Annotated in this window: 29 protein-coding genes; 26 read left to right on the top strand and 3 right to left on the bottom strand. The window is 47.9% G+C overall.

Annotation, left to right across the window (positions count from 1 at the left end):
- The first annotated feature begins 1 nt into the window (after position 1).
- Complete coding sequence (locus tag ICC18_RS11135; protein WP_188174458.1) at positions 2-982, top strand: alpha-ketoacid dehydrogenase subunit beta; 981 nt, start codon at positions 2-4, stop codon at positions 980-982.
- A 127-nt stretch (positions 983-1,109) separates the two neighbouring features.
- Positions 1,110-2,507, top strand: coding sequence for a dihydrolipoamide acetyltransferase family protein (locus ICC18_RS11130; RefSeq protein WP_188174457.1), 1,398 nt, complete (start codon positions 1,110-1,112; stop codon positions 2,505-2,507).
- 2 nt (positions 2,508-2,509) lie between these two features.
- On the opposite strand, the gene prli42 is transcribed toward ICC18_RS11130, so the two are convergent.
- Positions 2,510-2,614: a stressosome-associated protein Prli42 gene (gene prli42 / locus ICC18_RS11125; protein ID WP_188174456.1), complete on the bottom strand. Its 105-nt coding sequence runs from the start codon at positions 2,612-2,614 to the stop codon at positions 2,510-2,512.
- Positions 2,615-2,754: 140 nt separating this feature from the next.
- Between prli42 and ICC18_RS11120 the strand changes: the two genes are divergently transcribed.
- Positions 2,755-3,885, top strand: coding sequence for a M20/M25/M40 family metallo-hydrolase (locus ICC18_RS11120; RefSeq protein ID WP_188174455.1), 1,131 nt, complete (start codon positions 2,755-2,757; stop codon positions 3,883-3,885).
- 123 nt (positions 3,886-4,008) lie between these two features.
- Here ICC18_RS11120 and mciZ read toward each other — a convergent pair whose 3' ends face one another.
- On the bottom strand, positions 4,009-4,209 hold the full coding sequence (mciZ, locus tag ICC18_RS11115) for a Z-ring formation inhibitor MciZ (RefSeq protein ID WP_188174454.1): 201 nt from the start codon (positions 4,207-4,209) through the stop codon (positions 4,009-4,011).
- Positions 4,210-4,348: 139 nt separating this feature from the next.
- Here mciZ and ICC18_RS11110 point away from each other — a divergent pair, with 139 nt between their 5' ends.
- The 17 genes from ICC18_RS11110 (at position 4,349) to sigF (ending at position 19,143) form a co-directional block, all read left to right on the top strand.
- On the top strand, positions 4,349-4,903 hold the full coding sequence (locus tag ICC18_RS11110; protein WP_188174453.1) for an NUDIX domain-containing protein: 555 nt from the start codon (positions 4,349-4,351) through the stop codon (positions 4,901-4,903).
- 1 nt (position 4,904) lies between these two features.
- Positions 4,905-6,083 carry an endonuclease Q family protein gene (locus ICC18_RS11105; RefSeq protein WP_188174452.1) on the top strand — a complete coding sequence of 393 codons (1,179 nt, stop codon included), beginning with the start codon at positions 4,905-4,907 and terminating at the stop codon, positions 6,081-6,083.
- Positions 6,084-6,145: 62 nt separating this feature from the next.
- Entirely contained in the window at positions 6,146-6,787 is a 642-nt protein-coding gene (gene spoIIM, locus ICC18_RS11100) for a stage II sporulation protein M (RefSeq protein WP_188174451.1), read from the top strand.
- A 102-nt stretch (positions 6,788-6,889) separates the two neighbouring features.
- Positions 6,890-7,375: a ferric iron uptake transcriptional regulator gene (gene fur / locus ICC18_RS11095; protein ID WP_188174450.1), complete on the top strand. Its 486-nt coding sequence runs from the start codon at positions 6,890-6,892 to the stop codon at positions 7,373-7,375.
- A 435-nt stretch (positions 7,376-7,810) separates the two neighbouring features.
- Positions 7,811-8,941 (top strand): alanine dehydrogenase, encoded by a 1,131-nt coding sequence (gene ald, locus ICC18_RS11090; RefSeq protein ID WP_188174449.1) that lies wholly within the window; start codon positions 7,811-7,813, stop codon positions 8,939-8,941.
- A gap of 237 nt (positions 8,942-9,178) precedes the next feature.
- Positions 9,179-9,421: a DUF4227 family protein gene (locus tag ICC18_RS11085; RefSeq protein ID WP_188174448.1), complete on the top strand. Its 243-nt coding sequence runs from the start codon at positions 9,179-9,181 to the stop codon at positions 9,419-9,421.
- 83 nt (positions 9,422-9,504) lie between these two features.
- Complete coding sequence (gene xerD / locus ICC18_RS11080; RefSeq protein WP_188174759.1) at positions 9,505-10,401, top strand: site-specific tyrosine recombinase XerD; 897 nt, start codon at positions 9,505-9,507, stop codon at positions 10,399-10,401.
- Between the two features lie 110 nt (positions 10,402-10,511).
- Entirely contained in the window at positions 10,512-11,687 is a 1,176-nt protein-coding gene (gene deoB, locus ICC18_RS11075; RefSeq protein ID WP_188174447.1) for a phosphopentomutase, read from the top strand.
- Between the two features lie 30 nt (positions 11,688-11,717).
- On the top strand, positions 11,718-12,545 hold the full coding sequence (locus ICC18_RS11070) for a purine-nucleoside phosphorylase (protein ID WP_188174446.1): 828 nt from the start codon (positions 11,718-11,720) through the stop codon (positions 12,543-12,545).
- Positions 12,546-12,579: 34 nt separating this feature from the next.
- Positions 12,580-13,434, top strand: coding sequence for a purine-nucleoside phosphorylase (locus ICC18_RS11065; protein ID WP_188174445.1), 855 nt, complete (start codon positions 12,580-12,582; stop codon positions 13,432-13,434).
- Positions 13,435-13,704: 270 nt separating this feature from the next.
- Positions 13,705-14,139, top strand: a complete 435-nt coding sequence (locus tag ICC18_RS11060; protein ID WP_188174444.1) for a flagellar protein — start codon at positions 13,705-13,707, stop codon at positions 14,137-14,139.
- Positions 14,140-14,320: 181 nt separating this feature from the next.
- Entirely contained in the window at positions 14,321-14,704 is a 384-nt protein-coding gene (locus ICC18_RS11055; protein WP_188174443.1) for a cupredoxin domain-containing protein, read from the top strand.
- A 69-nt stretch (positions 14,705-14,773) separates the two neighbouring features.
- Complete coding sequence (locus tag ICC18_RS11050; protein ID WP_188174442.1) at positions 14,774-16,075, top strand: pyrimidine-nucleoside phosphorylase; 1,302 nt, start codon at positions 14,774-14,776, stop codon at positions 16,073-16,075.
- A gap of 198 nt (positions 16,076-16,273) precedes the next feature.
- Complete coding sequence (locus ICC18_RS11045; RefSeq protein ID WP_188174441.1) at positions 16,274-17,452, top strand: D-alanyl-D-alanine carboxypeptidase family protein; 1,179 nt, start codon at positions 16,274-16,276, stop codon at positions 17,450-17,452.
- 127 nt (positions 17,453-17,579) lie between these two features.
- On the top strand, positions 17,580-17,933 hold the full coding sequence (spoIIAA, locus tag ICC18_RS11040; protein ID WP_188174758.1) for an anti-sigma F factor antagonist: 354 nt from the start codon (positions 17,580-17,582) through the stop codon (positions 17,931-17,933).
- Positions 17,930-18,376, top strand: a complete 447-nt coding sequence (gene spoIIAB, locus ICC18_RS11035; protein ID WP_188174440.1) for an anti-sigma F factor — start codon at positions 17,930-17,932, stop codon at positions 18,374-18,376. The genes spoIIAA and spoIIAB overlap by 4 nt, the downstream gene beginning before the upstream one ends.
- 11 nt (positions 18,377-18,387) lie before the next feature.
- Positions 18,388-19,143 carry an RNA polymerase sporulation sigma factor SigF gene (gene sigF, locus ICC18_RS11030; protein WP_188174439.1) on the top strand — a complete coding sequence of 252 codons (756 nt, stop codon included), beginning with the start codon at positions 18,388-18,390 and terminating at the stop codon, positions 19,141-19,143.
- Between the two features lie 663 nt (positions 19,144-19,806).
- On the opposite strand, the gene ICC18_RS11025 is transcribed toward sigF, so the two are convergent.
- On the bottom strand, positions 19,807-21,045 hold the full coding sequence (locus ICC18_RS11025; protein WP_188174438.1) for an NAD(P)/FAD-dependent oxidoreductase: 1,239 nt from the start codon (positions 21,043-21,045) through the stop codon (positions 19,807-19,809).
- 199 nt (positions 21,046-21,244) lie between these two features.
- Here ICC18_RS11025 and def point away from each other — a divergent pair, with 199 nt between their 5' ends.
- From def to ICC18_RS10995, 6 genes are all read left to right on the top strand, one after another.
- Positions 21,245-21,757 (top strand): peptide deformylase, encoded by a 513-nt coding sequence (gene def, locus ICC18_RS11020; RefSeq protein WP_188174437.1) that lies wholly within the window; start codon positions 21,245-21,247, stop codon positions 21,755-21,757.
- Positions 21,758-21,899: 142 nt separating this feature from the next.
- Entirely contained in the window at positions 21,900-22,532 is a 633-nt protein-coding gene (locus ICC18_RS11015) for a stage V sporulation protein AA (protein ID WP_188174436.1), read from the top strand.
- Positions 22,529-22,951, top strand: a complete 423-nt coding sequence (locus ICC18_RS11010; RefSeq protein ID WP_312029514.1) for a stage V sporulation protein AB — start codon at positions 22,529-22,531, stop codon at positions 22,949-22,951. Before ICC18_RS11015 ends, ICC18_RS11010 begins: the two co-directional genes overlap by 4 nt.
- Before the next feature lie 24 nt (positions 22,952-22,975).
- Positions 22,976-24,583 (top strand): spore germination protein, encoded by a 1,608-nt coding sequence (locus tag ICC18_RS11005; RefSeq protein WP_188174435.1) that lies wholly within the window; start codon positions 22,976-22,978, stop codon positions 24,581-24,583.
- A 323-nt stretch (positions 24,584-24,906) separates the two neighbouring features.
- Positions 24,907-26,238 (top strand): diaminopimelate decarboxylase, encoded by a 1,332-nt coding sequence (gene lysA, locus ICC18_RS11000; RefSeq protein WP_188174434.1) that lies wholly within the window; start codon positions 24,907-24,909, stop codon positions 26,236-26,238.
- A gap of 126 nt (positions 26,239-26,364) precedes the next feature.
- Positions 26,365-26,547 (top strand): hypothetical protein, encoded by a 183-nt coding sequence (locus tag ICC18_RS10995; protein WP_188174433.1) that lies wholly within the window; start codon positions 26,365-26,367, stop codon positions 26,545-26,547.
- The last annotated feature ends 52 nt before the right edge of the window (positions 26,548-26,599 follow it).

Below are 26,599 nucleotides of genomic sequence, written 5' to 3'. Positions count from 1 at the left end.
GATGGCAGTCATTACATATTTGGAAGCAATCCGCTCTGCCATGCAGGAGGAAATGCATCAAGACGATAACGTCTTCGTGCTTGGCGAAGACGTGGGCAAGGGTGGTGTCTTAAACACCACCAAAGGTTTGCGCGATCTGTTCGGCGAAGATCGCGTGCTTGACACCCCGCTGGCGGAGTCCGCCATCGTGGGGGTGGCGATCGGTGCGGCGATGTACGGCATGAAGCCGATCGCCGAGATCCAGTTTGCCGATTTCATCTTCCCGGCAACGAACCAGATCATCAGCGAAGCGGCGAAGATCCGCTATCGCTCCAACAACGACTGGACGTGCCCGGTCGTCATTCGGGCACCTTACGGCGCGACCGGCGCTAGCGCCCTGTACCATTCCCAGTGTCCGGAATCGGTGTTTTTCGGCACGCCGGGCATCAAGATCGTAGCGCCTTCTAATCCTTACGATGCCAAGGGGCTGCTGAAGGCGGCCATTCGCGACCCTGATCCTGTGCTGTACTTCGAGCACAAGAAATGCTATTTGGCGCTATCCGCGGACGTGCCGGAGCACGATTACATCGTGCCGATCGGCAAGGCTGACGTCAAGCGCCAGGGCACGGACATTACGGTGATCGCCTACGGGATCGCCGTTCATTACGCCCTGCTCGCTGCCGAAGAACTCGCCAAAGAGGGCATCTCCGCGCACGTACTCGACCTGCGCACCCTGCAGCCGCTCGATAAGGAAGCGATCTTGGAGGCAGTCTCCAAGACCGGCAAGGTGCTCATCGTGCACGAGGATAACAAAACCGGCGGCGTCGGCGCGGAAGTGTCCGCGATCATCGCCGAGGAGCTGCTCTTCGAGCTGGATGCCCCAATCGCCAGGCTCTGCGGCCCTGACGTTCCGGCTGTCGGCAACAATCCGCCGATGGAGAAGTTTTTCCTGCTCAGCACGGATAAGCTGAAGGACTCGATGCGCAAGCTCGCACTGTTTTAACCATCCGAACGTTTTGAATAATGAACACATAACGAGCCTCTAAACGAAGTCTCTTTTCTGGAAGAGACTTCGTTAGAGGTTTAACTTACGAACAATTCAAGATGCCAGTTTTATAGGAGGTATACATATGAATGATACCAACAGCCGGATCACCGAGGTAACAGTCCCTCATCTGGCGGAAAGCCTCGTTTCGGCTACGATAGGCAAGTGGCTCAAACAGCCCGGCGATTATATCGAGCAGTACGATGTGCTTTGTGAACTGTTCACGGAAAAAGTCAATACGGAAATGCCCTCGCCGATCGAAGGCAAGCTGGTCAAAATTTTAGTTGGCGATGGAGAGACGGCTGCCGTCGGCGAAGCGATCTGTTTAATTGAGGTGCCTGCCGAAGAAACAGCTGATGCTGCCGGATCCGGGCATCCTGGACATGGCGCAGCTTTACAGTCAGAAGCAGCTTTGTCCGAAAATGCGGACACAAGCATGAGAGGCCGATACTCCCCCGCGGTTCACCGTTTGGCCATGGATAATAACGTCGATTTGTCGCGTGTTTCGGGAACCGGTTTAGGCGGACGAATTACGCGCAAAGACGTAGAACAATTTATTGCATCCGGTGGTGCAAACATAGCGAAAGCCGCGGCTCCTGTACAGCAACAACCTGCTGCGGCTCAACCAGCTCCACAAGTGATAAGCGCTCATACAGCAGCTGCACAAACAGAAGCAGTAGAGAACATTCAACCGTCGAAGATGCCGGTACGAAGTTCAGGCATTCACTTGTCGGCGAATCCGCCGACGCCGCTCATTGAAGCGGAGGGTCATTCCTTGGATACCCGCAATGAACACTTTATCGACGTTACGCCGATCCGCAACGCCATTGCTACCCGCATGCGTCAAAGCGTGACGGAAATCCCGCACGCATGGACAATGATCGAAGTCGACGTGACGAATCTCGTCGTGCTGCGTAACAAAGTGAAGGACGAATTTATGCGCCGTGAGGGTATCAATTTGACGTACCTTGCATTTATGCTGAAAGCTGTCGTCAATGCGATTAAAGACTATCCGATCCTTAACTCCGTATGGGCTGTTGATAAAATTATCGTGAAACGTGATATTAACATCTCATTGTCGGTAGGAACGGAAGACTCGGTTATGACACCGGTTATCAAAAAAGCGGACCAAAAAAATATCGCCGGCCTCGCTAGAGAAATCGATGAATTAACGAAGAAAACGCGCGCCGGAAAACTTTCGTTGAACGATATGGTGGGTGGAACCTTTACGGTAAATAATACAGGCTCCTTCGGCTCGATTCTGTCGTATCCGATCATAAACTACCCGCAGGCAGCTATTGTGACCTTTGAATCGATTGTGAAGAAGCCTGTCGTTATTCAAGATATGATCGCAGTTCGCTCCATGGTTAACCTGTGCTTATCGCTGGACCACCGTATTTTGGATGGGGTTATTTGTGGAAGGTTCCTTCAAAGAGTCAAAGAGAACCTGGAAAGCTATAACGCAGATACGAAAATATACTAATCTTATGAATTGAAGAATAAACCTGCAGTAAACAATACGCTTGATAATACCATGGTAATGAGCATGATGTATACGACTACTTTAAACCAGCGCTTATTCTGAAGCACGGCGATTCACTCCTTTTTATGTTGATACAGTGCTCCCGCAAAAGTAAATGGAATAAGCTTCAAAAGATTTCTTCACTTTTGGGGGGGAGCGGCTTGTCTCATCCATATAATAACCCATAGTATATATCGGAGGAAAGTACATGATCCAACAAAACCGTTTGGTGCAAGAATTCATCTCCCTCGTTCAAGTGGATAGTGAGACGAGATTCGAGCAAGAAATAAGTGTCGTATTGAAAGAGAAATTCGGCAAGCTAGGTCTGCAAGTCGTCGAAGATGATTCGATGGCCAAAAGCGGTCACGGATCCGGCAATTTGATCTGTACACTTGATGCAACGGATAAGAATGAAGCTATTCCGACGATCCTCTTCACGTCCCATATGGACACAGTAGCTCCCGGCAAAGGCATCAAACCGCAAATCGGCGAAGACGGCTACATTCGAAGCGACGGAACTACCATCTTGGGCAGCGACGATAAAGCAGGCATCGCAGCGATGATCGAAGGCATTCAAGTGTTAAAAGAACATAATATTCCGCACGGACGCATCCAATTCGTCATCACAGCGGGCGAAGAGAGCGGTTTGAAAGGCGCGCGCGCGATGGATCCCAAGTGGTTGGAAGCGAAATACGGCTTCGCGCTTGATTCCAACGGCAACATAGGCGATATCGCGACAGCGGCGCCTGGCCGTGCCGAAATCGAGATTATTTTCCACGGCAAATCCGCTCATGCCGGCGTTAATCCGGAAGACGGCATCAGCGCCATTCAAGTGGCCAGCAAGGCGGTCTCGCGTATGTCGCTGGGCCGCATTGACAGCGAAACAACGGCAAATATTGGCAGCTTCTCAGGCGTAGGCCCTTTGAACGTTGTCTGCGACAAAGTGAAAATGGAAGCGGAAGCTCGCAGTATTGTACAGCATAAGCTGGAAAATCAGATTGCTGCTATGAAAGATGCCTGTGAAACGGCAGCAGCTGATGCAGGAACTACCTGCGAATTTAATGCGGATATCGTCTATTCATCCTACATGCACGATGACGCTGCTCCGGTTGTACAGCTGGCTTCCAGAGCACTCTCAACGCTTGGTTTGACAGCTCGCACGTTCCATTCCGGCGGCGGCAGCGATGCGAACATCTTTAACGGCATGGGAATTCCTACTGTGAATTTGGCCGTTGGGTATCAAGAAATTCATACAACCAAAGAGCATATTGCGATCAGTGATTTGGTTAAAACCGCCGAATTGCTCGTTGCCATTGTAAAAGAAACCGCCAAAGGCTAACTCATCTCAATAAAAACCGATCAGCACGCTACTCATTACGGGGCGGCCGATCGGTTTTTTAGTTTTGGCAAGATTATCCGTTCGTGAGGGTTATCGGGCTGTTCAGTCTGTACCCGAAAACGATTACCTCGATGGGAAGGGGATTATATGAGGACCCTGCTTTTTTTCAAACGGTTTGTGCAGCAGCGGAGTGGGCAAGGAACGGGCATAATCGATAAGTTTGACGTCTTTACCGGCTTGCTGCAGTAAAACCTGCAAATGACGTTTAATTTCCCATGCTTTTCCTACCAGCCGGATTTGACGATCGGTTACATAGCTTTTCATATCGAGTTCCTCATTCCCTATAAAATTTTGATATAATGATCGATATGCACCGATTGGACAAGTTATGCCAGTAAGCTCTGAAGCGTATTCCTGTTATTTTGCGGGAGCTCCAAATGAACATTAGGAGGATGAAATTATCATGACTGCACATAAAAAATTCGAAGAAATCACACTGCGCACGGAGCCCATTTTCAAAGGAAAAATCATTTCACTGCAGGTGGATCATGTCCAGCTTCCCAATGGGGAGACGGCAACAAGAGAAATCGTTAAGCATCCCGGAGCCGTTGCGGTGATCCCGCTTCTTGATGACAAAATGATCGTCGTAGAACAATACCGAAAGCCTCTTGAGAAAAGTCAGGTCGAAATTCCTGCGGGTAAGTTGGATGCCGGAGAGGAACCGTTACAAGCGGCTTTACGCGAGTTGGAAGAAGAAACAGGCTATCGTTCCGAGCATGTTAAGCATGTAAGCTCCTTCTATACATCACCTGGATTTGCGGATGAAATCATTCATTTATATGTCGCTGAGCAGCTCATAAAAGGGGAAGCGCGTCCTGATGAGGATGAGTTTCTCGAGTGTGAAGCGATTACGCTGGAAGAAGCGCAGCAGTATATCCGTGATGGCCGGATCAGCGACGCGAAGACGATCATGGCTGTGTATGCATGGCAGTTGTACCGACTAACCGGACAAATCTAGGATGAATAGCTATTATGTAGATCTGCATATCCATATAGGCCGAACGGAAAAAGGCAATGCGGTTAAGATCAGTGCGGCCAATGATCTCACTTTTTTCAATATTGCCCGCGAGGCATCTGAGCGGAAAGGGATGGAAGTGATCGGCATCATTGATTGCCATTCACCGACGGTTCAAGACGAGATTATGATGTACCTGGATCAAGGAGAAATGGTGGAGCAAGAGGGCGGGGGAATCCGTTATCGGGAAACCACGATTATGCTGGGCAGCGAAATTGAGGTACGGGACCCCGGTATGGGTGCTGCTCATTTGCTTGCCTATATGCCAGACCTCTCTACGATGCAAGATTTCACCCTCTTTATGAGGAAACATATGAAAAATGTGGAACTAAGCTCGCAGCGTATCTATGTACCGGGCCGAATCCTCCAAGAAGAGGTGATTGGCAGAGGCGGAATCCTAATTCCTGCACATATTTTTACTCCTCACAAAAGCGTTTACGGCAGCTCTTCTACACGGATGGAGCACCTGCTTGAGCTGGATGGCATTGCCGCCGTTGAACTTGGACTCAGCGCCGACTCCGATATGGCCGGATTGATTTCAGAGCTCGATCGGTATACATTCGTGACGAATTCCGATGCGCATTCACTTGGTAAAATAGGACGGGAGTACAATGTAATGCAGCTTGCAGCTCCTACTTACGAGGAGATTGTTAAAGCTCTGCACCGTCAAGAAGGCAGGGAAGTGCTTGCCAACTACGGGCTGAATCCGCGACTCGGTAAATATCACAGAACGTATTGCGGCGACTGCGAATCCATTCTGGATGAAAGCGTCACAACAGTTGAGCGCTGTCTTTATTGCGGGAGCAAGAAGATTGTTCGTGGCGTTATGGATCGAATTTTGGCTATAGCGGATCGGGAGGAGCCTTTTTTGCCGTCATATCGACCTCCGTATCACTTTCAAGTACCGCTGGAATTCATTCCCGGTTTGGGGCCGAAGAAGCTCGGTCAGCTGCTAGGGCGATTTGGGACGGAGATGAATGTGCTTCACCGTACGACACTCGCGGAACTCATAACTGAAATTGGCGAAGATATTGCCGCATATATTGTACAAGCCCGAGAAGGGCGGTTAGCACTAGAGGTCGGCGGCGGCGGCCGATACGGCAAAGTGAAAAATCATTCATAGTTTCTGATTATTGCTCATAAGCTTGTCTTTGTAAGGGTTGTACAAAGGGAAGGAGCAGCGGGATGAACAGAAACTTATCGATGAAGCACTATATGAAGGAAAATTTGCCGCTCTTTATATTCGTCTCAGTGCTTTTTGTCATTGGCGTCGTGTTCGGTGCTGTGATGGTGAACGCGCTCTCCCTGGAGCAGAAGCAGGAAATGTCGCGTCATCTCGGCAGTTTTTTTCATGAAATCAACGATGGTGCAGAATTTGACAGCAGGCAGTCCTTTGTGCAATCTTTTGGCATGCACATGAAATGGATTTTGCTCATTTGGTTGTTTGGGCTTTCTATTGTCGGTCTGCCGCTTATACTCGTGTTGGATTTTCTTAAGGGAGTGCTGATCGGTTTTACCGTAGGCTACATGGTTGGTCAAATGTCGTGGAAGGGCATGCTTTTTGCCCTTGTTTCGGTTGCTCCCCAGAACTTGATCGTTATTCCTGCCATTCTTTTTTGCAGTGTTGCCGCCATGGCATTCTCCATATATATGATCAAACATCGATTCATGAGCCGTAATGGGAACATGTATCAGCCATTCATGCGTTATACGTCAATAACACTGCTTATGGGCGTATTTTTGCTCGGCGCTGCGTTATGGGAAGGTTACGTCTCGCAATTGATGATGAAGTGGGTTACGCCTATGCTTGCTGGTCTTTACAGCTGATTAGTCTTGCAGGTTCTGTTGACTTTGTCAGCATCCTCCCCCTATAATGAGTAAAGTGGCTACAATTGGGCTTTGATGCCCACCGGTTTGAGGGGGAGGAGTATGGAAGCAAGGATCGAGAAGATTAAGCAGCAGCTGCAATCCCAAGGGTACAAGCTAACCCCTCAACGGGAAGCGACGGTGCGAGTACTACTGGAGAATGAAGAAGATCATCTTAGTGCTGAAGACGTGTTTATGCTCGTGAAAGATAAAGCTCCTGAGATCGGATTGGCAACGGTTTATCGAACTTTAGAGCTGCTCAGCGAGCTGCATGTATTGGAGAAAATGAATTTTGGAGACGGTGTGGCCCGTTACGATTTGCGAGACGATAGTACGCGTCATCATCACCATCACTTAATCTGCGTGCAATGCGGAGCCGTAGATGAAATAATGGAAGATTGGCTTGGACCGCTCGAAGAACGATTGGAACGAGATTTTCATTTTCAGGTGCTGGATCATCGACTTGATTTTCAAGGTATATGCCATCGCTGTAACGATAGAGGGAAGCCGGACTCATTGGATAAATCAAAAACAACAGCTTCTCATTAAAAGCTGTTTTTCAAAGGAAAATGCCTGTATTCGCTGTTTGCGAGTACAGGCATTTTTGTTTGACGTTCATATGATGTAACAAGAGAACGAGCCTTTCTAAACACATAATCTGACTGCGAGCTTGGAATATTATGACTATTAAATTATGGGGTTAAAAAGTCCGCTTTCAGAACCGAGAAGGTTGGACGAATTCCGGAGAAGGAGGAACGGAGCGTAGAGATTTGCTACGTGAGTACCGGACTTCCCGGGTTCGTTCAAGATTCGATGTGATATCACCTCCCGAACTACTTCGTTATGAGATAAACCTTTATCGAGGTCATTCGAAGATGATCGACCGCGTTCATATGAAGGTTTATTCGCCAATCAGACTTTAGTCTGATGTGGTCAAAGTGGACTTTTTAAACGACCTATTAAATTTGGAGGAAGGTTATGATTATGTCCCTTCATCAGTGTATAGTTGGCGTGCCGAAAGAAATTAAAAACAACGAAAACCGCGTTGCCCTTACACCCGGTGGAGCCGGAATGCTGCGGATGGCCGGGCATCAGGTGTTGGTTGAGGCTGGAGCTGGTGTTGGCAGCGGCTTCGGTGATGATGATTATGCCAAAGAAGGGGCTACGCTGATCACAGATGCTGCCGAGGTTTGGGCGAGAAGCGAAATGATCATGAAGGTCAAGGAGCCATTGCCTTCTGAGTATGGCTATTTCCGGGAAGGGCTCATTTTATTTACTTATTTGCATTTGGCAGCTGCCAAGGACTTGGCGGAACACTTGGTGAGCAAGGGAGTGACAGGCATCGCCTACGAAACCATTCAACTGGCAAATGGCAGTCTGCCATTGTTGACGCCAATGAGTGAGGTTGCAGGCAGGATGTCCGTTCAGATCGGCGCCCACTTTCTGGAGAAATTCTACGGGGGGCGGGGTATATTATTAGGTGGTGTTCCGGGTGTGCCGCCTGCCGATGTGATTATTCTCGGAGGCGGCATCGTCGGAACGAACGCGGCCAAAATGGCGCTGGGTTTGGGCGCCAATGTCGTCATCATCGAGCGCAGCGCAGATCGGATGAGAGCGCTCGACGACATCTTCGGCGGTCGGCTGCGCACGTTGATGTCTAATCCTCACAATATCGCCAATGCTGTGCAGAAGGCGGATTTACTGATTGGGGCAGTGCTCATTCCAGGGGCGAGAGCACCCCGATTAGTAACGGAAGCGATGGTGCAGGGTATGAAACCAGGCGCGGTCATCGTTGATGTAGCGGTTGATCAGGGCGGCTCGATTGAAACGATTGATCGTGTGACTACGCACAGCGATCCTACTTATGAGAAGCACGGAGTCCTGCACTATGCGGTAGCCAACATGCCTGGAGCAGTACCTCGAACTTCTACATTAGCGCTTACGAATGTAACGATCCCTTATGCCCTTGAATTAGCGGGCAAAGGGTTTTCACAAGCGATCGCAGGGAACACGCCTCTTCAACTCGGCGTCAACACCTGCAAAGGTCATGTTACACACTCTGCTGTAGCCGATGCGCTTAGTATGCCGTATATGCCGTTGTCTGCTCTGACATAAATGCTTATCATCAATCATATCCTGTCCCTAAATAGGTAGTTTAAAAAGTCTACTTTGATAACGAAGTATTATATTTAGCAAATTCGGCATCGAATCTTGAATGAAACCGGGAAGTCCGGTACTCACGTAGAAACCCTCTACGCTCCGTTCCTCCTTCTCCGGATTTCATCCAACCTTCTCGGTTCTGAAAGCAGACTTTTTAAACACTTATTTATAACCTTGAAAAGGGGACTGGCTATGATTTTTTCTTATCGAAAATGGTTGACACGCTTGCGTTTCATCGTGCTCTTTATGGCGCTTACGATCTTGCTTTATCAGGTTATGGTTGTGCTTACCGGTTGGATTCAGCCTACGAATAAATACAAGACACCCGCAGGCAAGTCGGTTAAAGTGTTTCAGCAGCACCAGCATGCCTTGGTTCAGGACACGGGTGCCTCGATGAGCGATCGCTTGCGCTTATTTTATTGGTACGGCGAATAACCTAAAAAAAAGGAGTTGAGGGTGGAATCGTTGAATGCTTAATTATAAATACAAGGCATTTAGCGAAGGAGCATATCGGCATGATGAATAAGGATTTGCAATCCTTCATCCGATTTTTGTCCGTGGAACGTGGACTTTCTAGAAATACGCTGGAATCATACGAAAGGGATTTGCAGCAGTTTGTGGCATATATGGAACAACAAGGAGTAACCGCTTGGAGAGATTCCGGGAAAACGCATATTGCCGGCTATTTATCCAAGCTGAAGCTTTTGGGACGCGCCTCGGCAACAATGTCCCGCACGATGGTATCCATCCGTGCTCTCTATCAATATTTAATACGCGAACGCATCTTGGAATCTGATCCTTCGATTACGGTGGAGACGCCTAAACTGGAGAAAAAACCTCCTAAGGTGCTGACGATCGCAGAAGTAGAGACATTGCTGGAAGCCCCTCAACCGGAATCGGCTGGCGGAGCAAGAGATAAAGCAATGCTGGAACTTCTCTACGCGACTGGAATTCGAGTTTCGGAGTTGACTTCCTTAAATATCACGGATGTCAATCTGGATATGGGCTTCATTCGTTGTATCGGCAAAGCGGATAAAGAACGAAACATTCCAATCGGATCGATGTCGGTTCGCTGTTTGGAGTCATACTTAACCAAGTACCGATCTAAGCTGCTGAAAAAGGTTGCTGACGAAGGAGCACTGTTCATTGGACATCTTGGCACTCGCATGACAAGGCAGGGATTTTGGAAAATTTTAAAACGGTATGCGCTGGAAGTGAACATACAAAAAGATATTACACCGCATACACTTCGTCATTCTTTTGCCGCGCATCTGATTGAAAACGGAGCTGATCTCAGATCAGTGCAAGAGATGCTCGGGCACTCCGACATTTCCACAACGCAAATGTATATTCAGGTGACGAAGCTCAAAATGAAGGAAGTATACAATCGGGCGCATCCTCGCGCAAATATGTAATACGTTACAGCGGCATTCTCCCGTAGGAGGTGTCGCTGTTTTGCATTCGTAGAGCGGAAATGAGATAATAAAGGGTGGTTAAAACTAGCAATTGATTTGGAGGGACATAAGTGCGCTTCGAACGGATTTGCGTAATCGTACTTGATAGCGTTGGCATCGGCGAATTGCCGGATGCAGAGCAGTTTGGTGATGTGGGCTCACATACGCTAGGACACATAGCTGAGAAGGTAAAAGATTTCTCGCTGCCGAATATGCAGCAATTAGGATTAGGCAACATTGCCGAATTAAAAGGAATTCCGGCTGCCGAAAAGCCGGAAGGTTATAACGGTAAAATGGCGGAGGTTTCCGTCGGCAAAGATACGATGACCGGCCATTGGGAGCTGATGGGGCTTAACGTAACCATTCCTTTCAATGTATATCCGGACGGCTTTCCTGAGAAATTGATCCGTCAATTTGAAGAGGAGACCGGTCGTAAAGTTATTGGCAACAAGCCGGCTTCCGGAACCGATATTTTGGATGAGCTGGGCGAAGAACAAATGAAAACGGGCGCTTGGATCGTTTATACGTCGGCTGACAGCGTTTTTCAATTAGCCGCGCATGAGGAAATCATTCCGCTTGACGAGCTTTACCGCGCCTGCGAGATTGCCAGACGACTGACGCTGTCCGAGGAGTTTGCCGTTGGGCGTGTTATTGCAAGACCTTACGTTGGCAAGCCGGGACAATTCAAACGTACGCCTAATCGGCACGACTATGCCGTTAAACCTCCTGCGCCTACGGTTATGAACCATCTGAAGGATGCAGGACTAGATGTCATTGCAATCGGCAAAATTAATGATATTTTCGATGGTGAAGGCGTAACGAAAGCGACATCGACCAAAAGCAACTTGGATGGCATTCATAAAACGATTGATACGCTGGGTACTTCATTCAAGGGCTTGGCGTTTACGAATCTCGTCGATTTCGATTCCTTGTACGGTCACAGGCGCGACCCGGAAGGATACGGCAGAGCGTTAGAGGAATTCGACGCTTATATTCCACAGCTCAAGGCGGTCATTGGTCCAAACGATTTGCTTATTCTCACGGCGGATCATGGGAACGACCCGATTCACGCAGGCACGGATCATACCCGTGAATATGTGCCGATTTTGATCTACAGTCCAAGCCTTCAGGTGCCCGCCTCGATCGGTATCCGTCCAACATTCGCCGATCTGGGTGCTACCATTGCCGAGAACTTTGGGGTGGCAGCGACAGGAAACGGCGAGAGTTTCTTGAATCTTTTAAAATAAATATCAATTATTCTAAGGAGGCCACTGAACATGTCCGAAACGACCGTCATTCAAAAAATTCAAGAAGCAGCTGCTTTTATTAGAAAAGAAACCGGCATTCAGCCGCAAATCGGGTTAATTCTCGGCTCAGGTCTGGGTGTGCTTGCCGATTTAATCGAACAGCCCATTGTAGTGGATTATTCAAAAATTCCACATTTCCCGGTGTCCACCGTCGAAGGCCATGCAGGGGAATTAGTTGTAGGAACCATTCAAGGCAAACCAGTGCTTGTCATGAAAGGACGTTTCCATGCTTATGAAGGCTACGGTGCGGATACGGTTTCGTTCCCTGTCCGGGTGATGAAAGAGCTCGGTGTTCAGACGCTTATCGTGACGAACGCGGCCGGCGGCATCAATACGTCGTATCAAGTAGGTGACTTGATGGTCATCAGCGACCACCTTAACCTCACGAATCGCAATCCGCTTATCGGACCTAACGATAATGCGCTGGGCGTTCGCTTCCCGGATATGTCGGAGGCTTACAGCAAACGATTACGCAAGCTTGCGCATGATGTGGCTGCTTCCCAAAACTTTAAGCTTCAAGAAGGTGTATATGTCGGTCTTCTCGGTCCTAACTATGAGACGCCGGCTGAAATTCGCATGTTCCGAACACTTGGCGGTGATGCAGTAGGGATGTCGACAGTACCGGAAGTTATCGTGGCTCGCCATGCAGGTATCGATGTGCTCGGTTTCTCCTGTATTTCGAACATGGCATCCGGTATTTTGGATCAACCGCTTTCCCATGACGAAGTGATGGAGACGACGGAGAAAGTAAAACCCAAATTCCTCAAATTAGTTTTGGGCATCATTAAAGCTCTCTAACAAATAAGCATTCGAAATCAAAAGGAGAACCGACATGGAATTGACATACATAGAAAAGATTAAAGAAGCAGCAAGCTACATCCAAGGACGTCTGGGCGATGTAAAGCCAGTTATCGGCTTGGTTTTAGGTTCCGGCCTCGGCGACATGGCGAACCAGGTTCAAAATCCGATTGCTATCGATTATAGTGAAGTGCCTCATTTTCCTATCTCGACCGTAGAGGGTCATGAGGGCCGTTTTGTTGCCGGTACATTGGAAGGCAAACAAGTTATCGTCATGCAGGGACGTTTTCATTATTATGAAGGCTACTCGATGAAAAAAGTTGTTTTCCCTGTTTATGTGATGAAAGCGATCGGTGTTCAAACCGTCGTTATGACAAACGCGGCCGGCGGGATGAACCGCGATTTCAAAGCCGGCGATCTGATGGTCATCAGCGATCACCTCAACATGACGGGGGACAATCCGCTAATCGGACCGAACCATAGTGACCTCGGTGTCCGTTTCCCGGATATGTCCGAAGCCTACAACCGTGAATACCGTCAGCTTGCTCACAAGCTCGCACAAAGCGTAGTGGGCGAAGACGGCGAGCCGTTGAAGCTTCAAGAAGGCGTCTATGCAGGCATTACCGGTCCAACTTATTGTACACCGGCGGAACTTACGATGCTTGCTCGCATCGGGGGCGATGCGATCGGCATGTCCACTGTGGGTGAGGTCATTGCTGCGCGTCATACAGGCCTTAAGGTGCTGGGCATCTCCTGTATCACCGATATGGCGATCGGGGAAGAGCTGGAGCCGTTAACCCATGAGCAAGTCGTAGCTGTGGCAAATCGTACAAAGCCGAAGTTCATCGCGCTTGTCAAAGCTTTTGTCCGCGAAGTAAACGTAGGTTAATACGCGCTCTAGTGCATATCTCTTTACCACATAAGTATAAAATTTCGGTTCCCGAAAACCGTTTTCTTATTGGCGATAAAACCGAATATAGGGATCTTTGGTCGGAGACCAAAGTCTCTCCTTGTTAAACACGGTCGCACATCATTGAATGGCCTCGATAAAGGTTTTCTCATGAAAATTTAAGTAACTTAAGACCTATGATTGAGAGCTTGGCCATGCTACAATATAGTCAATTAGAACTATATCTTCAAAACAAGGACGTGATGGAGCATGACCATCTCTCAATTGTCAGTTGCCAATTGCCCGCTCTGCGGGAAGGTTTTTCAAAAAAAATTAAGAAATCAATGCGCGGATTGCAGCCGTGATTTGGATTTCTTGCTCAATAGTTGCCTAGATTATTTGCGAAAAAACCATCGTTCTTCCTGTGAAGAAGTCTCTGCCGCAACCGGTGTGACGAAAGAGCAGTTAACCACATGGATGAAAGAAGGCAAATTGCTGCTCTCGGATTATCCGAATTTGCATTATGCTTGCGCCAGCTGCGCACGGCCGATTCGGAAGCACAAGCTGTGCACGGATTGCATAGCTCGATTAAATAAAGATATTCGAGAATTGCATGCCAAGGAGCGACCGATTCAAGTCCGTAGAGAAAAAGCGGTTAGCGCTGTAGGCGGGTTCCAGATTCGCGAGAGATTGAACGGTGTGTAAATTGTTAAGAAATAGGCAATAGTAAATTAAGTAATATCCTCCGGAAGGGGGATGTTTTCACGATTAAGATGTTCACATCTTTGTCACAAAATCTTCAATGTTTTGCCATCAATCATGTATGGGATTGTCTGGTCTTGTTAGGTAAAATAGATGAAGTGAACACATTATGAGGGGGATATGCATGCAAAAGTGGATTTTCTTTGTGTTATTTATACTTGCGGGCGCACTGGGGCTGGGAGTCCTCTTTCAAGATATTTCCGATCGCCAAGTGGCGAAGGAAGCAGAAGCTGCCGCTAACAAAGGTCAACAATTAAAAATCGCAGCTTCAAACTGGCAGTTTGATAGCGCGGATTATACGGTTAAGAGCGGTGAACCGACAAAAGTATCCATGTCCTTAAAAGAAGGCGTTCATGCCATTGAAATTATTGGCCTGGATATCAAATTGAGCAAAGATAATCCTTCCGCGCAAGTAACATTTGATAAACCGGGTACTTATGAAATTATTTGTTCACTTCCTTGCGGTGAAGGGCATGCCAAAATGAAGTCGAAATTGGTCGTACAATAGAATATAATTAACAAAGGGGGCTTATGCAGCTCCCTTTTTTCGATTTTATGCTACAAGGAGGAAGTAACAATGAGAATGGTGGATTTGATACATAAAAAGCGATCCGGCGAGGCGCTGAACGAACAAGAAATTCAATTTATTGTAGGTGGTTATACCCGCGGGGATATTCCCGATTATCAAATGTCGGCACTGCTGATGGCTATTTACTTCAACGGGATGACGGGAGAAGAAATTTCCTCCTTGACGCTCGCGATGGCAGGATCGGGAGAAATGATCGACCTTTCCGCGATCTCCGGTGTGAAAGTTGACAAACACTCAACCGGTGGCGTAGGTGACAAAATCAGTTTGATCGTAGGACCCATCGTGGCTTCATTGGGAATCCCCGTCGCCAAAATGTCTGGCCGTGGTCTTGGGCATACGGGTGGAACGGTCGATAAGCTTGAATCAATCCCTGGCTTCCAGATTGAGTTGACCAAAGAAGCTTTCTTTGAAGCGGTTAACGCGAACAAAATTGCCATCGTCGGTCAAAGCGGAAACTTGGCTCCGGCAGACAAGAAAATGTACGCACTCCGTGATGTGACCGCTACGGTAGACTCCATTCCGCTGATCGCCAGTTCGATCATGAGCAAAAAAATCGCCTCCGGCGCCGATGCAATTGTCCTTGATGTGAAGATCGGTTCCGGCGCCTTCATGAAAACCGTCGATGACGCGAGAGTGCTTGCGCGTACGATGGTAAACATTGGCCAGAGCTTGAACCGCAACACGATTGCGATGATAACCGATATGGAGCAGCCGCTAGGCCGCGAGATCGGGAATGCCAACGAGATCCGTGAATCGATCGAAGTGCTGAGGGGCACAGGTGATAAGGAGCTGACCGAAGTAGCTGTATCTGTTGCCTCCTATATGTCCATTCTTGGCAAAGTATTTGAAACCTTTGAGGAAGCGCAAGCGGCCATTCGGGATATCGTGGCAAATGGTAAGGCCCTGGAGACATTCAAGCGTTTCGTCGCTAGTCAAGGCGGAGATCCGAATGTTGTGGATCATCCGGAGCTGCTGCCGACTGCCCAATATCATTTCGATGTGATAGCCGCAAAAGACGGTTTTGTCAACCAAATCGATGCGGAGCAAATCGGGATCGCGGCCATGCTCTTGGGTGCAGGTAGAGCGAAGAAGGAAGATCAGATTGACTATGCAGTCGGGCTGACATTGAACAAGAAGATCGGCGATATCGTAAAGGCAGGCGAGTCCATCTGCACGATGCATGCCAATCGCCAAGACGTGGCGGAAGTTGAAGCGATGATCCATGAGGCTTACCGTATCGAGAGTACGAAGCCTGCGGATGTGCAATTGATTTACGACGTTATCGTCTAAAATAGAGTAAAAGTCAGGCACTTTCCAATTAAGGAAAGTGCTTTTTTATTTTCCCATGATTGGAATATTTTGCGGAGAAACCGTCAACACTGATTAGCAGTAATTCTCGATGCAAGTCTAGTGCTTTGCTTCATAGATCAGTTCACGCTTACGGAGCCAGTTTGCTGGCGCAAAACTCTCAGGAGGGGTAGAATCGCTATGCTAAAAAAAGGGTTTATCAGTCTAATTTGTTTACTGTTATGCATGCTGCTCTTAATGCCTGCAGTTTTTGCCGAAGAGAAGAAAACCCAATCGGTGGATCTGACGCCTAACGCACAATCCGCCGTATTGATGGATGCGGACACGGGCACTGTGATCGTAGACAAGAATAAGGATGCTAAACTGCCGCCGGCCAGTATAACTAAAATCATGACGATGCTGCTCATTATGGAAGCGATCGATCAAGGGAAAATCAAGATGGATGAGAAAGTACGGGCGAGCGAATACGCGGCTTCCATGGGCGGGTCACAAATTTTCCTTGAACCAGGAGAAGAAATGACTGTACAAGAAATGCTTAAAGGTATCGCAATGGCATCGGGTAACGATGCTTCGGTCGCGATGGCTGAGAAAATAGCCGGCTCGGAAGAAAATTTCGTACACATGATGAATGAACGCGCCCAGCAGCTAGGGATGAAAAATACACATTTTTCGAACTCTAACGGATTGCCTGTGGACAATCATTATACGACAGCGAGTGATATCGCCATCATGTCCCGAGAACTGCTCAAGCATGAGGAAATTACGAAATTTACAGGCGTATATCAAGATTATTTGCGTAAAGATACAGCAAACCCTTTCTGGCTTGTCAATACGAATAAGCTGGTACGATTCTACAGTGGTGCTGACGGATTGAAAACCGGTTATACCAGTGAGGCTAAGTTCTGTTTAGCAGCTACGGCGAAGCGGGAGAATCTTCGCGTTATCGCAGTTGTGCTCGGGGAACCTAATACAAAAACACGCAATGCGGAAGTGAGCAAACTGTTCGATTTCGCCTTTGCTCAATATTCGAATTACCCGTTGTTTAAATCCGGTGACAGTCTGGGCAGTTTTACGATTAACAAAGGTGAAGTTTCGACAGTTCCGCTGGTTGCTAAGCAAAATTACAGCATTCTGATGAAAAAAGGCGAGGCCACTCAAAATATTCGACATGAACTGCAAGTGGATCCGAATCTCAAAGCACCGGTTGCTTTAGGGCAGTCGATTGGCAAAATTGTTGTGTACAATGGCGACGCCGTACTTGCCGAGTACCCTTTAGAGTCCCCGGTAGCCGTGAACAAGGCTTCATGGTGGAAACTGTTTAAACGGACGACCTCGAATTTGTTCCATACCGATTCATAGGGAGGATTCCCGAATGAACTCGCTTTTCTTCTAGTTTTAGCGCTTTTCTTCTAGTTTTGTCGTGTGGCAGGAAATTCCATCTTCCCTGTAGAAATCTAGTTTTCATGACTGGGAAGGAGTGAACATGTTGAGCCTGCAAATTGAATTCGAGCAAGGCCGAAGAGCGCTGATTGTTAGATTGAAAGGCGAGTTGGATCATCATACGGCTGATAGCGTGAAAGCAAGGATGGAGGAAGCGATCGCCAAAGAAGATACGCGCCATCTCATACTTAGCCTGAAGGATCTATCCTTCATGGACAGCTCAGGTCTGGGCGTCATTCTCGGTCGTTATAAGCAAATTACGAGCAAAGGCGGCAAGATGGTCGTTTGCGACGTAACACCTGCGGTATATCGCTTGTTCGAGCTATCCGGATTGTTCAAAATCGTATCGATTCAGGAAAATGAAAGATCCGCGATCTCCAGTCTGGAGGTTGCGCTATGAGTGATAAAAACTTTATGACGCTGCAGTTCGCCAGCCGTTCGGAGAATGAAGCGTTCGCGCGTGTAGCCGTAGCTGCTTTCGTCTCTCAGCTGGACCCTACGCTAAATGAATTGACGGATATTAAGACCGTTGTATCTGAGGCTGTGACCAACTCGATTATTCATGGATACAACAACCGTACCGATGGCGTAATCACGATTTCCACGCAGATCGATGAGGATATGGTCCACATCACAGTGGAAGACAACGGCACAGGGATTGAAGATTTGGAACAAGCGAAGCAGCCTCTTTATACGTCCAAACCTGAGCTCGAACGTTCAGGCATGGGCTTTACGATCATGGAAAACTTCATGGATGAAGTGGATGTTGTGACGGCCGTCGGAATCGGAACCAAAATAAAAATGATGAAGCGAATTGAATCTAAAAAAGCTTTATACAATTAGGGGTTTGATCTATGGATGTCGATTTGAAACACGCCTCTCACAGTTATTTGGACGACACGGAAGTCAAACGGTTGATCGCCCTCAGCCAATCCGGAGACAGTCTCGCTAGAGAAACGCTCGTCAGCTGCAATATCCGACTGGTTTGGTCTGTTGTTCAACGTTTCTTGAACAGGGGATACGAAGCCGAAGATTTGTTCCAGATCGGTTGTATCGGACTGCTCAAGTCCGTTGACAAATTCGATCTATCTTATGATGTCAAATTTTCCACCTACGCGGTACCGATGATTATCGGTGAAATCCAGCGTTTCCTGCGTGATGATGGGACGCTTAAAGTGAGCCGGTCGCTCAAAGAGCTGGCGAACAAAATTCGTAAGACGAAGGATGAGTTATCCAAAAGGCTCGGTAGGCTGCCCACGATCAAAGAAGTCGCGGAAGAGCTCATGATTACGGCGGAGGAAGTCGTGTTCGCACAGGAAGCGAATAAGCCGCTGTCATCGATCCATGAAACCGTATTTGAAAACGATGGTGATCCGATCACTTTAATGGATCAAATCTCGGACGAGTCAGGGGAAAAGTGGTTTGAGAAGCTGGCGCTTAACGAAGCCATAGGAACGCTTTCGGAGCGGGAACGATTGATCGTATATCTGCGTTATTTCCGCGATCAGACACAGTCCGAGGTGGCCAGCCGCTTAGGGATATCGCAAGTACAGGTTTCCCGCTTGGAAAAGAAGATCCTCCAATCGATCAAAGATCAAATCGCACAATAGTTGTTAGGAGAACAAACGCCCTCTCTTATGAGACAGGCGTTTGTTCTATTTTGACAGAATGTTTAAATCCTTTACAGAACTAAAGCGTTAGGGATACCCTTTCTAATAAACATACCCGGAAAATGTAATTATTAGAGATTCATTCCCCTCTCAAACAAAGAGGTAATCTCCACTGCTGTCCGAAAACGCCGAATTGCGGGGAAATCTGTATCAACAAAAATATCTGCAGTCCGATTTTACCTAATTATTAAATGGTTTATACGATCGCATGTTCAATAAGGTCATCGTAAGTTGGTAAATTGGGATTGCATTTGCTAATTATCTAACCAGCTTTACATAATTGGGTGAAATCGAACTATAACTACTCCCCTTACAACAAAGGCGGTTTTCGAGTCGGATCAACCCGCCATACGTGTGTTCTGGCTGTTCCTTTCCCTTCCGGGAAGAGCCGTTTTTATCGAACAGGGTAAGTTTTTTCTGGCCGTATCGTAATCACATTGAAGGAGAGCCCGTACGTCCGCTGGACAAATTCATCTGACAGCTCCATTCAAATAAAATAGCGCCGCCTCACGAAGGGTTCATGAGGACGGCGCTTGCTTTGCAACAGGGGGGGTTACCCACTGATAATGACTATTATCGGTCTACGGAGAAAAAAGGGAAGATCTACTCTTTCTCATTTACGCTTGGCGTAAGCGTCCGGCGATCGAAGCGGAAAAGTTCGGCATCCGGATGACTGCCGTGGATGAGCATGCCGGATATAATCTTAGCCGCGACCCTATTATACACTGTGCCATTGCCGCAATAGCCTGTAATGAAGTAGCAGTTCGGAAATCCCTCTTGAACGCCGAACATAGGCAAACCGTCGTGAGTACTCCCAAAGGTAGCAGCCCAATAGTACTCCGCCTGAAGATCGGGGATGCCGGGAAACAGCTGGCGCACTTCGTGAAGCAGGGAATTTTTTTTGCCCTCCAGCTTGGCGTCCCGCTCGGCAGTGTTGACCGTCGCTTCGTCCAGACCACCGGCAATGATCCGATTGTCCGCCGTTGTCCGAATGAATAAGTAAGGACGAGCTGTTTCCCAAATGAGGCAACGGCCCGGCCATCCTGGAAACTCTTTCAGCGGCTGCGTGGCAATGGCAAAGCTGCTTGATAAAACAGCGCCCGGATTGCGCTTGATGCTTTGCGTTTCATAGCCGGTTGCAAACACCGCAAAGCGGGCTTTAATTTGATGCTGCTGCTTTGTCTTGAAGACCAAGCGATCCTGTTCAGACGTATGAGAGATCACTTCGGTATACTCGTAAACTCGAATTCCATGTTGACGGGCCTGATGAATAAGAGCGTGCGTGAGCCGGAAAGGATTTACTTCGGCATCATTTTTATAGCAAATTGCTCCAGGTTTGCTGAAGGAGAACGAGGCGGCGATTTGTCCCTTTTCCAGGTATGTAACGTCAAAGCCGTTGTCTTGCAGCGTGTGGAACTCTTGCCTAAGCTCAGGCACATCGGAGTGGGAACTGGCCAAATAGAGTGAGCTTCTGCGTTGAAACTCGCAGTCCAAGTCCAAACCGGCAATAATCCCTTCAAGTTCATCTAAAGCTTGTCTGCACAGCTGATAAATACGTAATCCTTTTTGCTCGCCCAAAGTATCGATACATGCGTTTAAGTGCAGATCGTTCGCATATTGGAGAATGCCAGTGTTAGCACGGGAGATTCCCCCGCTGATCGTCCTCTTCTCGACAAGAACTGTATTGAACCTGAACTTCATAAGTTCATGAGAGATAAGCGCTCCGGCTTCTCCACCGCCTATCACGAGAATATCGCATTCAATATCTTCCTGAAGAGAAGGGTATGCGGGGGGAGCAGGCAAGGTTTGAGGCCAATATAAAACTCCTGTATGAAGATCCATATAGAGCTCCTTCGTGTAATTGTCATGAGACCTGTTCGTAGTCTCCCACCGGTTGGGAAGAGATAAACACTTTCCTTTTTCAGTTCATATGTGTAAATTAGGTAATACCTAAATAATTTAGTTGATACCTAATAAAGAGGTGATCGAATTGATCGTATGGATGCTGAACTTGAATCAGCTGACATGGAGGTGAAACGCAATGACTCAAAAAGTGATCCTTTCGTTCGGAGACCCGATTCTGAGGAAAAAAGCAAAACCGGTTACCGAGTTCAATGAGAAGTTATTTAAATTGCTGGATGATATGACCGAAACGCTGTATGCCAAAGAAGGGAGGGCGGGTTTGGCGGCACCCCAAGTCGGCATTCTAAGGCGGATCATCGTCATGGATTGCGGAAGCGGGCTCATAGAGCTGATTAATCCTGAAATACTGGAAAGGAGCGGGGAGCAATACGGCCCGGAAGCTTGCCTGTCATTCCCGGACTATTCAGGCAACGTTAAACGAGCCCAGTACGTGAAAATACGAACGCTGAACCGTAAGGGTGATAATGTTTTCATGGAGGGCGAAGGCTTTATTGCTCGTTGTATGCAGCATGAAATGGATCATCTGGACGGGACATTGTTCATCGATCATGTGAGCGAACCCTTCCTTTATCACGATCATACGAATCACAAAGTAAGTCTTATGGATGTCATTCGATTATCCAGATCATGAAAAGAGCCGCGTACTTCCACGTTTCCGGGAGCCGCGGCTTTTATTTTGAACAAGCTAGGATTTACCATGGAAGAAGATGATTATGGGCTAGAGAGATTTTGCATACTACTCCTATACATGGATCGTACTAAGAGGTGAGAAAATGGGACACGCTGCCGCACCGTACCTTTATATCCGGCTTCGTCGGAGAGCCCGTGTTCGCAAAGGAAAACCCGTACTATTAAGTGATATTGCCCAAATGATTGTAGAGCCCGGATATGAGAAACCGCTCAATAATCTTGTTATTCATAAGCCGCAGCACGAGGACGGCAATCGGGTACTCATCGATATGATGCTGATCGTCCGGAAAGTCAAAGAGTGTCACCCGGAACTGCAAATTGAGCATTTCGGTGAGCCTCATGTGCTGCTGGAAATCTATACCGATAACAAGAAGCCGAATCCGATCCTCATCGGAATGGTATGGCTGCTGTTGTTTGTCGGTTCCGGACTCGCGATTATGAACTTTCATGCGGATGTCAGCATGCTGGAGGTTCATAGGCGCATTTATGAACTGATGACTGGGAAAAAAATAGATCATCCGCTTATTTTGCAAATTCCATATTCCATTGGCATTGGCGTAGGCATGGTAGTCTTCTTCAATCATTTATTTAAGAAAAAATTTAACGAAGAACCGAGCCCATTGGAAGTAGAAATGTTTATGTATCAGGAAAATATCAATCATTATGTCATCACTGAAGAATATAGCAAGATTCATAAGGGAGACGACGTCAAGTGATTGTGCAGCTAGGGGAAGCAGTTCTTGCCATATTCATCGGGCTCTCCGGCGGCATCGCTGTAGGGAGCGGTATGGTTGCTTTTCTGGTCGTGTTGGATATTATTCCTAGGCTCGCACAAATCACGCGTTCATTCAATAAAATCCATGCTTATGAGGCGGCTGTCGTTGCCGGTTCTTTAGTTTTTACATGGGCTGATTTTTGGGATGGCAAGCTACATATGTTCCCGATGGGGACGGCTTTGGTTGGATTGTTAGCAGGGTGTTTTGTCGGGATGCTGGCCGCTGCTTTGACGGAAATCATCAATGTACTGCCTATTCTCGCCAAACGAGTCGGCATGGGAGCGTATATGATTTTATTGCTGATGGCCATGATATTCGGCAAAGTGATCGGCTCCTTATTCGAGTGGCTGCTCTACTGATTAGAAATAGTTGGAGGGATCAAGATGAAGTTTATTGTGAAAGCTGGAGATTCAAGCGACAAAGGCGATGCCCGGCCACAAAATGAAGAACGAAAACTCGCTGTCGATGAGGAAGGGAATCTGTCCCCGTACAACCCGGTAACGGATATGACGCCTCAAGAGAAAGAACTGAAGGTCCAAGAAGATATTCCACGTAATTTGCGAGAAGTGCAGAGGGTGCTGGAGGAACGGGTTGGCCTGAATCGAAGCTTCGATTTGGTGCTTAGAGAGATGGTGTTTGGCTCCAAACGAGTGGGCATTTTCTACTGTAACGGCTTTGCGAAGGATACCGTGCTGACGGACATCATAACCCGACTGTCTTATGTGGACAAAGAAGCCGTTTCACACCACACGGTCGAAACTTTTATGGATATGCTCATTCCGCATATTCAAGTCAAGAGCTACAGGAAAATGTCTGAAATCGTTGGACAAGTGCTAATGGGCGGTACAGCGCTTTTTATTGAAGGCGAGGCTGCTGCCATTGCGATAGACGCCAAGAGCTACCCTGCACGTTCCACGGAAGAGCCCGATTTGGAGCGGGTTGTTCGCGGCTCCCGGGACGGATTCGTCGAGACGCTGCTTATTAATGTTACACTGGTCCGGCGCAGGTTGCGTGATGAAAGATTCAAGCTGGAGATTATGCAGATCGGGAAGCGGACCAAAACGGACGTTTGCATCGCCTATATAAACGATATTGCGGATGCTGATTTGGTACAATCGGTGAAAGATAAGATCGAAAAGGTTAATATCGACGGACTTCCTCTTGGCGAAAAGCAGTTAGAGGAAGCCATCGTCAATAGAGGCTGGAATCCGTATCCGATGGTTCGGTATTCGGAACGACCTGACGTGGTATCGGCACACTTGCTGGAAGGCCACGTGTGTGTGTTCGTAGACACTTCGCCGAGCGTGATGATTTTGCCGACAACGTTTTTCCATCACGTACAGCATGCTGAGGAATACAGACAGACGCCATTTATCGGAACTTACTTAAGATGGGTGCGATTTGCCGGGATTATGGCATCTTTGTTCCTACTTCCGCTTTGGTTCCTGATGGTGATGGACCCTGCTTTGAAGCCGGCCGGTTTGGAATTCCTCGGTCCGCAAAAGGAAGGAACGCTGCCCTTGCTTGTGCAGTTCCTGCTTGCCGATATCGGTATTGATCTCATGAGGATGGCAGCCGTCCATACGCCGACACCGCTTGCTACTGCAATGGGCTTGGTCGCGGCGATTTTGGTAGGAGATATTGCGGTAAAAACGGGGCTGTTTATCAATGAAGTCATCTTATATTTGGCTCTGGCTTCAATCGGGATGTTCGCTACGCCAAGCTACGAGCTGGGGCTTGCGAACCGAATAACAAGATTGGTTCTTCTTATCGCAGTCGCTATATTCAAAGTTCCGGGCCTCGTTATAGGCGGAACTTTGTGGTTGTTGTGGCTGGCAACCCGCAGGTCTTACAACTCGCCTTATATGTGGCCGTTAATTCCATTCAACGCCAAGAGCTTTTTCTCCATTCTGCTGCGCCGGCCGGTATTAGCCGGGAAAACGCGGCTCAGCTTAACGAAGCCGGTCGATGGCACTCGCCAACCGAAATGATACAAAGTTCCCCAAAAGTGACTCTTAAGCTTCGAAGCGTATTCCGTCCGCATTGGTCTTTGCCCAATCGGCGTCTAAACTCCCCATTTCATAGCGGTCATCCTTCTTTGAATTGCTTCGATAAGAGTTTAGACATTACTTTTGGGGGAGCCCCCGTAAAACCATAAAAAAAGGACATGGAACCATCCTGTCCTTTTTGCTTTTGTGTCGAAGGGTATATTGTCAAAAGCGCGTTTCTTATGGTACGTTTAATAGAAATGCTCATCAAGGTGCTCCGCGGAATATAGGAATAGCCATGTGTAGGAAGAGGGGAAAACAAAGCTATGTATTTACACGGTACGAGTAAAATAAATGATCTAGGCCACCTCGAAATCGGCGGTATTGACACAACTAAGCTGATTGCCGAGTATGGGTCACCCTTATATGTCTATGACGAAGCGCTTGTACGTCAGCGCTGCAGAGAGTTCGTAGAAGCTTTCCAAGCTTCCGGTTTAAAATTTCAGGTTGCTTACGCCAGCAAAGCATTTTGCGTAATGGCTATGTGCCGTATCGTCGAAGAAGAGGGCATGTCGCTGGACGTCGTATCCGATGGCGAGCTGTATACAGCGCTGCAAGCAGGATTCCCTGCCGATCGAATCCACTTCCACGGCAATAACAAAACACCGGAAGAAATCGCGATGGCGATCGATGCGAAAATCGGCTGCTTCGTTGTCGACAACTTTATCGAACTTCATCTGCTGAACGCCATTGCCTTTGAGAAACGTCAAAAAGTGAAGATTCTATTGCGGATAACGCCAGGTGTAGAGGCGCATACGCACGAATATATTTCGACAGGTCAAATTGATTCCAAATTCGGCTTCGACTTGGGCAACGGTTCTGCACTCCGCGCCGTTCAAGAAGCTTCTCAATTGAGTAACCTGGAGCTCTTAGGGGTACATTCCCATATCGGCTCGCAAATTTTCGAAGTGGACGGCTTCCGAATCGCTGCAGAGAAGGTAGCAGGCTTCGCAGTCCAAGTACGCCAGCAAGATGGCGTAACCTTCAAAGTGATCAATCTTGGCGGCGGCTTCGGTATTCGCTATGTGGAAGGCAATACGCCGCTTCCGGTTGCGGTATACGTTAAAGCGATCACGGATGCGATTAAAGAGAATTTCGGCAGTAATGACTATCCGCTGCCTGAGATTTGGGTAGAGCCGGGCCGCAGCATTGTTGGCGACGCCGGGACTACGCTTTATAGCGTGGGAACGACTAAAGACATTCCAGGTGTGCGCAAATATGTAGCCGTGGATGGCGGTATGACCGATAATCCGCGTCCGGCTTTGTACGAGTCAGAATACGAAGCAATGCTGGCTAACCGCGCAAAAGAGGCGCCTGAAGAGGTCGTATCCATCGCTGGAAAATGCTGTGAAAGCGGCGATATGCTAATCTGGGATCTAAAATTGCCTAAGGTTAACGTTGGCGATGTTCTGGCTGTATCCTGCACAGGTGCTTATAACTATGCAATGGCAAGCAATTACAACCGTATTCGCCGTCCGGCAGTTATTTTCGTGAAGGATGGTCAAAGCGACCTTGTTGTGAAACGGGAATCCTTCGACAACATCGTGGGTAACGACGTGATTCCTGCAAGAATGAAACAAGTCAGCAGAACCGTTTAAGACAAAATGAAATAAACCTTGAGCCCGGCTCTCGGTTTCTTTTTTATTTTAGGGAATAAGTATGGCTCCGTAAGCGCATAGTAAGGTTCGTTGCATGATTCCAATTAAGTAAGGGAGCGAATCACGATGGCTAAGAGCAAAGGCCAACAAAACGCCCTTGGCATTGGGCAAGCGGAAAAACAGTTGAACAACCAGGCGCAAGCTGCAGAAGAAATTCAAGGACTCAACGAAGCCGATCAACGTGTGCTTGCGGCGACGCATGAGGAAAGCTCGTCGCTGAATGAAGTCATCGAACGTGAGATAACTTGATAACATGTAAAGTCGGAAAATCAATACGAAGAGCAAAAAACCGCCTGACTTC

This window comes from Paenibacillus sedimenti (genome assembly GCF_014534655.1).
Lineage (GTDB): Bacteria > Bacillota > Bacilli > Paenibacillales > NBRC-103111 > Paenibacillus_E > Paenibacillus_E sedimenti.
Note: the sequence above shows the minus strand (reverse complement) of the source record. Positions and strands in the feature narration are given on the sequence as shown.

Coding starts and splice junctions, on each gene's coding strand:
- ICC18_RS11135 (WP_188174458.1), top strand. CDS start 2: ATGGCAGTCATTACATATTTGGAAGCAATCCGCTCTGCCATGCAGGAG.
- ICC18_RS11130 (WP_188174457.1), top strand. CDS start 1,110: ATGAATGATACCAACAGCCGGATCACCGAGGTAACAGTCCCTCATCTG.
- ICC18_RS11120 (WP_188174455.1), top strand. CDS start 2,755: ATGATCCAACAAAACCGTTTGGTGCAAGAATTCATCTCCCTCGTTCAA.
- mciZ (WP_188174454.1), bottom strand. CDS start 4,209: ATGAAAAGCTATGTAACCGATCGTCAAATCCGGCTGGTAGGAAAAGCA.
- ICC18_RS11110 (WP_188174453.1), top strand. CDS start 4,349: ATGACTGCACATAAAAAATTCGAAGAAATCACACTGCGCACGGAGCCC.
- ICC18_RS11105 (WP_188174452.1), top strand. CDS start 4,905: ATGAATAGCTATTATGTAGATCTGCATATCCATATAGGCCGAACGGAA.
- spoIIM (WP_188174451.1), top strand. CDS start 6,146: ATGAACAGAAACTTATCGATGAAGCACTATATGAAGGAAAATTTGCCG.
- fur (WP_188174450.1), top strand. CDS start 6,890: ATGGAAGCAAGGATCGAGAAGATTAAGCAGCAGCTGCAATCCCAAGGG.
- ald (WP_188174449.1), top strand. CDS start 7,811: ATGTCCCTTCATCAGTGTATAGTTGGCGTGCCGAAAGAAATTAAAAAC.
- ICC18_RS11085 (WP_188174448.1), top strand. CDS start 9,179: ATGATTTTTTCTTATCGAAAATGGTTGACACGCTTGCGTTTCATCGTG.
- xerD (WP_188174759.1), top strand. CDS start 9,505: ATGAATAAGGATTTGCAATCCTTCATCCGATTTTTGTCCGTGGAACGT.
- ICC18_RS11070 (WP_188174446.1), top strand. CDS start 11,718: ATGTCCGAAACGACCGTCATTCAAAAAATTCAAGAAGCAGCTGCTTTT.
- ICC18_RS11065 (WP_188174445.1), top strand. CDS start 12,580: ATGGAATTGACATACATAGAAAAGATTAAAGAAGCAGCAAGCTACATC.
- ICC18_RS11060 (WP_188174444.1), top strand. CDS start 13,705: ATGACCATCTCTCAATTGTCAGTTGCCAATTGCCCGCTCTGCGGGAAG.
- ICC18_RS11055 (WP_188174443.1), top strand. CDS start 14,321: ATGCAAAAGTGGATTTTCTTTGTGTTATTTATACTTGCGGGCGCACTG.
- ICC18_RS11050 (WP_188174442.1), top strand. CDS start 14,774: ATGAGAATGGTGGATTTGATACATAAAAAGCGATCCGGCGAGGCGCTG.
- ICC18_RS11045 (WP_188174441.1), top strand. CDS start 16,274: ATGCTAAAAAAAGGGTTTATCAGTCTAATTTGTTTACTGTTATGCATG.
- spoIIAB (WP_188174440.1), top strand. CDS start 17,930: ATGAGTGATAAAAACTTTATGACGCTGCAGTTCGCCAGCCGTTCGGAG.
- sigF (WP_188174439.1), top strand. CDS start 18,388: ATGGATGTCGATTTGAAACACGCCTCTCACAGTTATTTGGACGACACG.
- ICC18_RS11025 (WP_188174438.1), bottom strand. CDS start 21,045: ATGGATCTTCATACAGGAGTTTTATATTGGCCTCAAACCTTGCCTGCT.
- def (WP_188174437.1), top strand. CDS start 21,245: ATGACTCAAAAAGTGATCCTTTCGTTCGGAGACCCGATTCTGAGGAAA.
- ICC18_RS11015 (WP_188174436.1), top strand. CDS start 21,900: ATGGGACACGCTGCCGCACCGTACCTTTATATCCGGCTTCGTCGGAGA.
- ICC18_RS11005 (WP_188174435.1), top strand. CDS start 22,976: ATGAAGTTTATTGTGAAAGCTGGAGATTCAAGCGACAAAGGCGATGCC.
- lysA (WP_188174434.1), top strand. CDS start 24,907: ATGTATTTACACGGTACGAGTAAAATAAATGATCTAGGCCACCTCGAA.
- ICC18_RS10995 (WP_188174433.1), top strand. CDS start 26,365: ATGGCTAAGAGCAAAGGCCAACAAAACGCCCTTGGCATTGGGCAAGCG.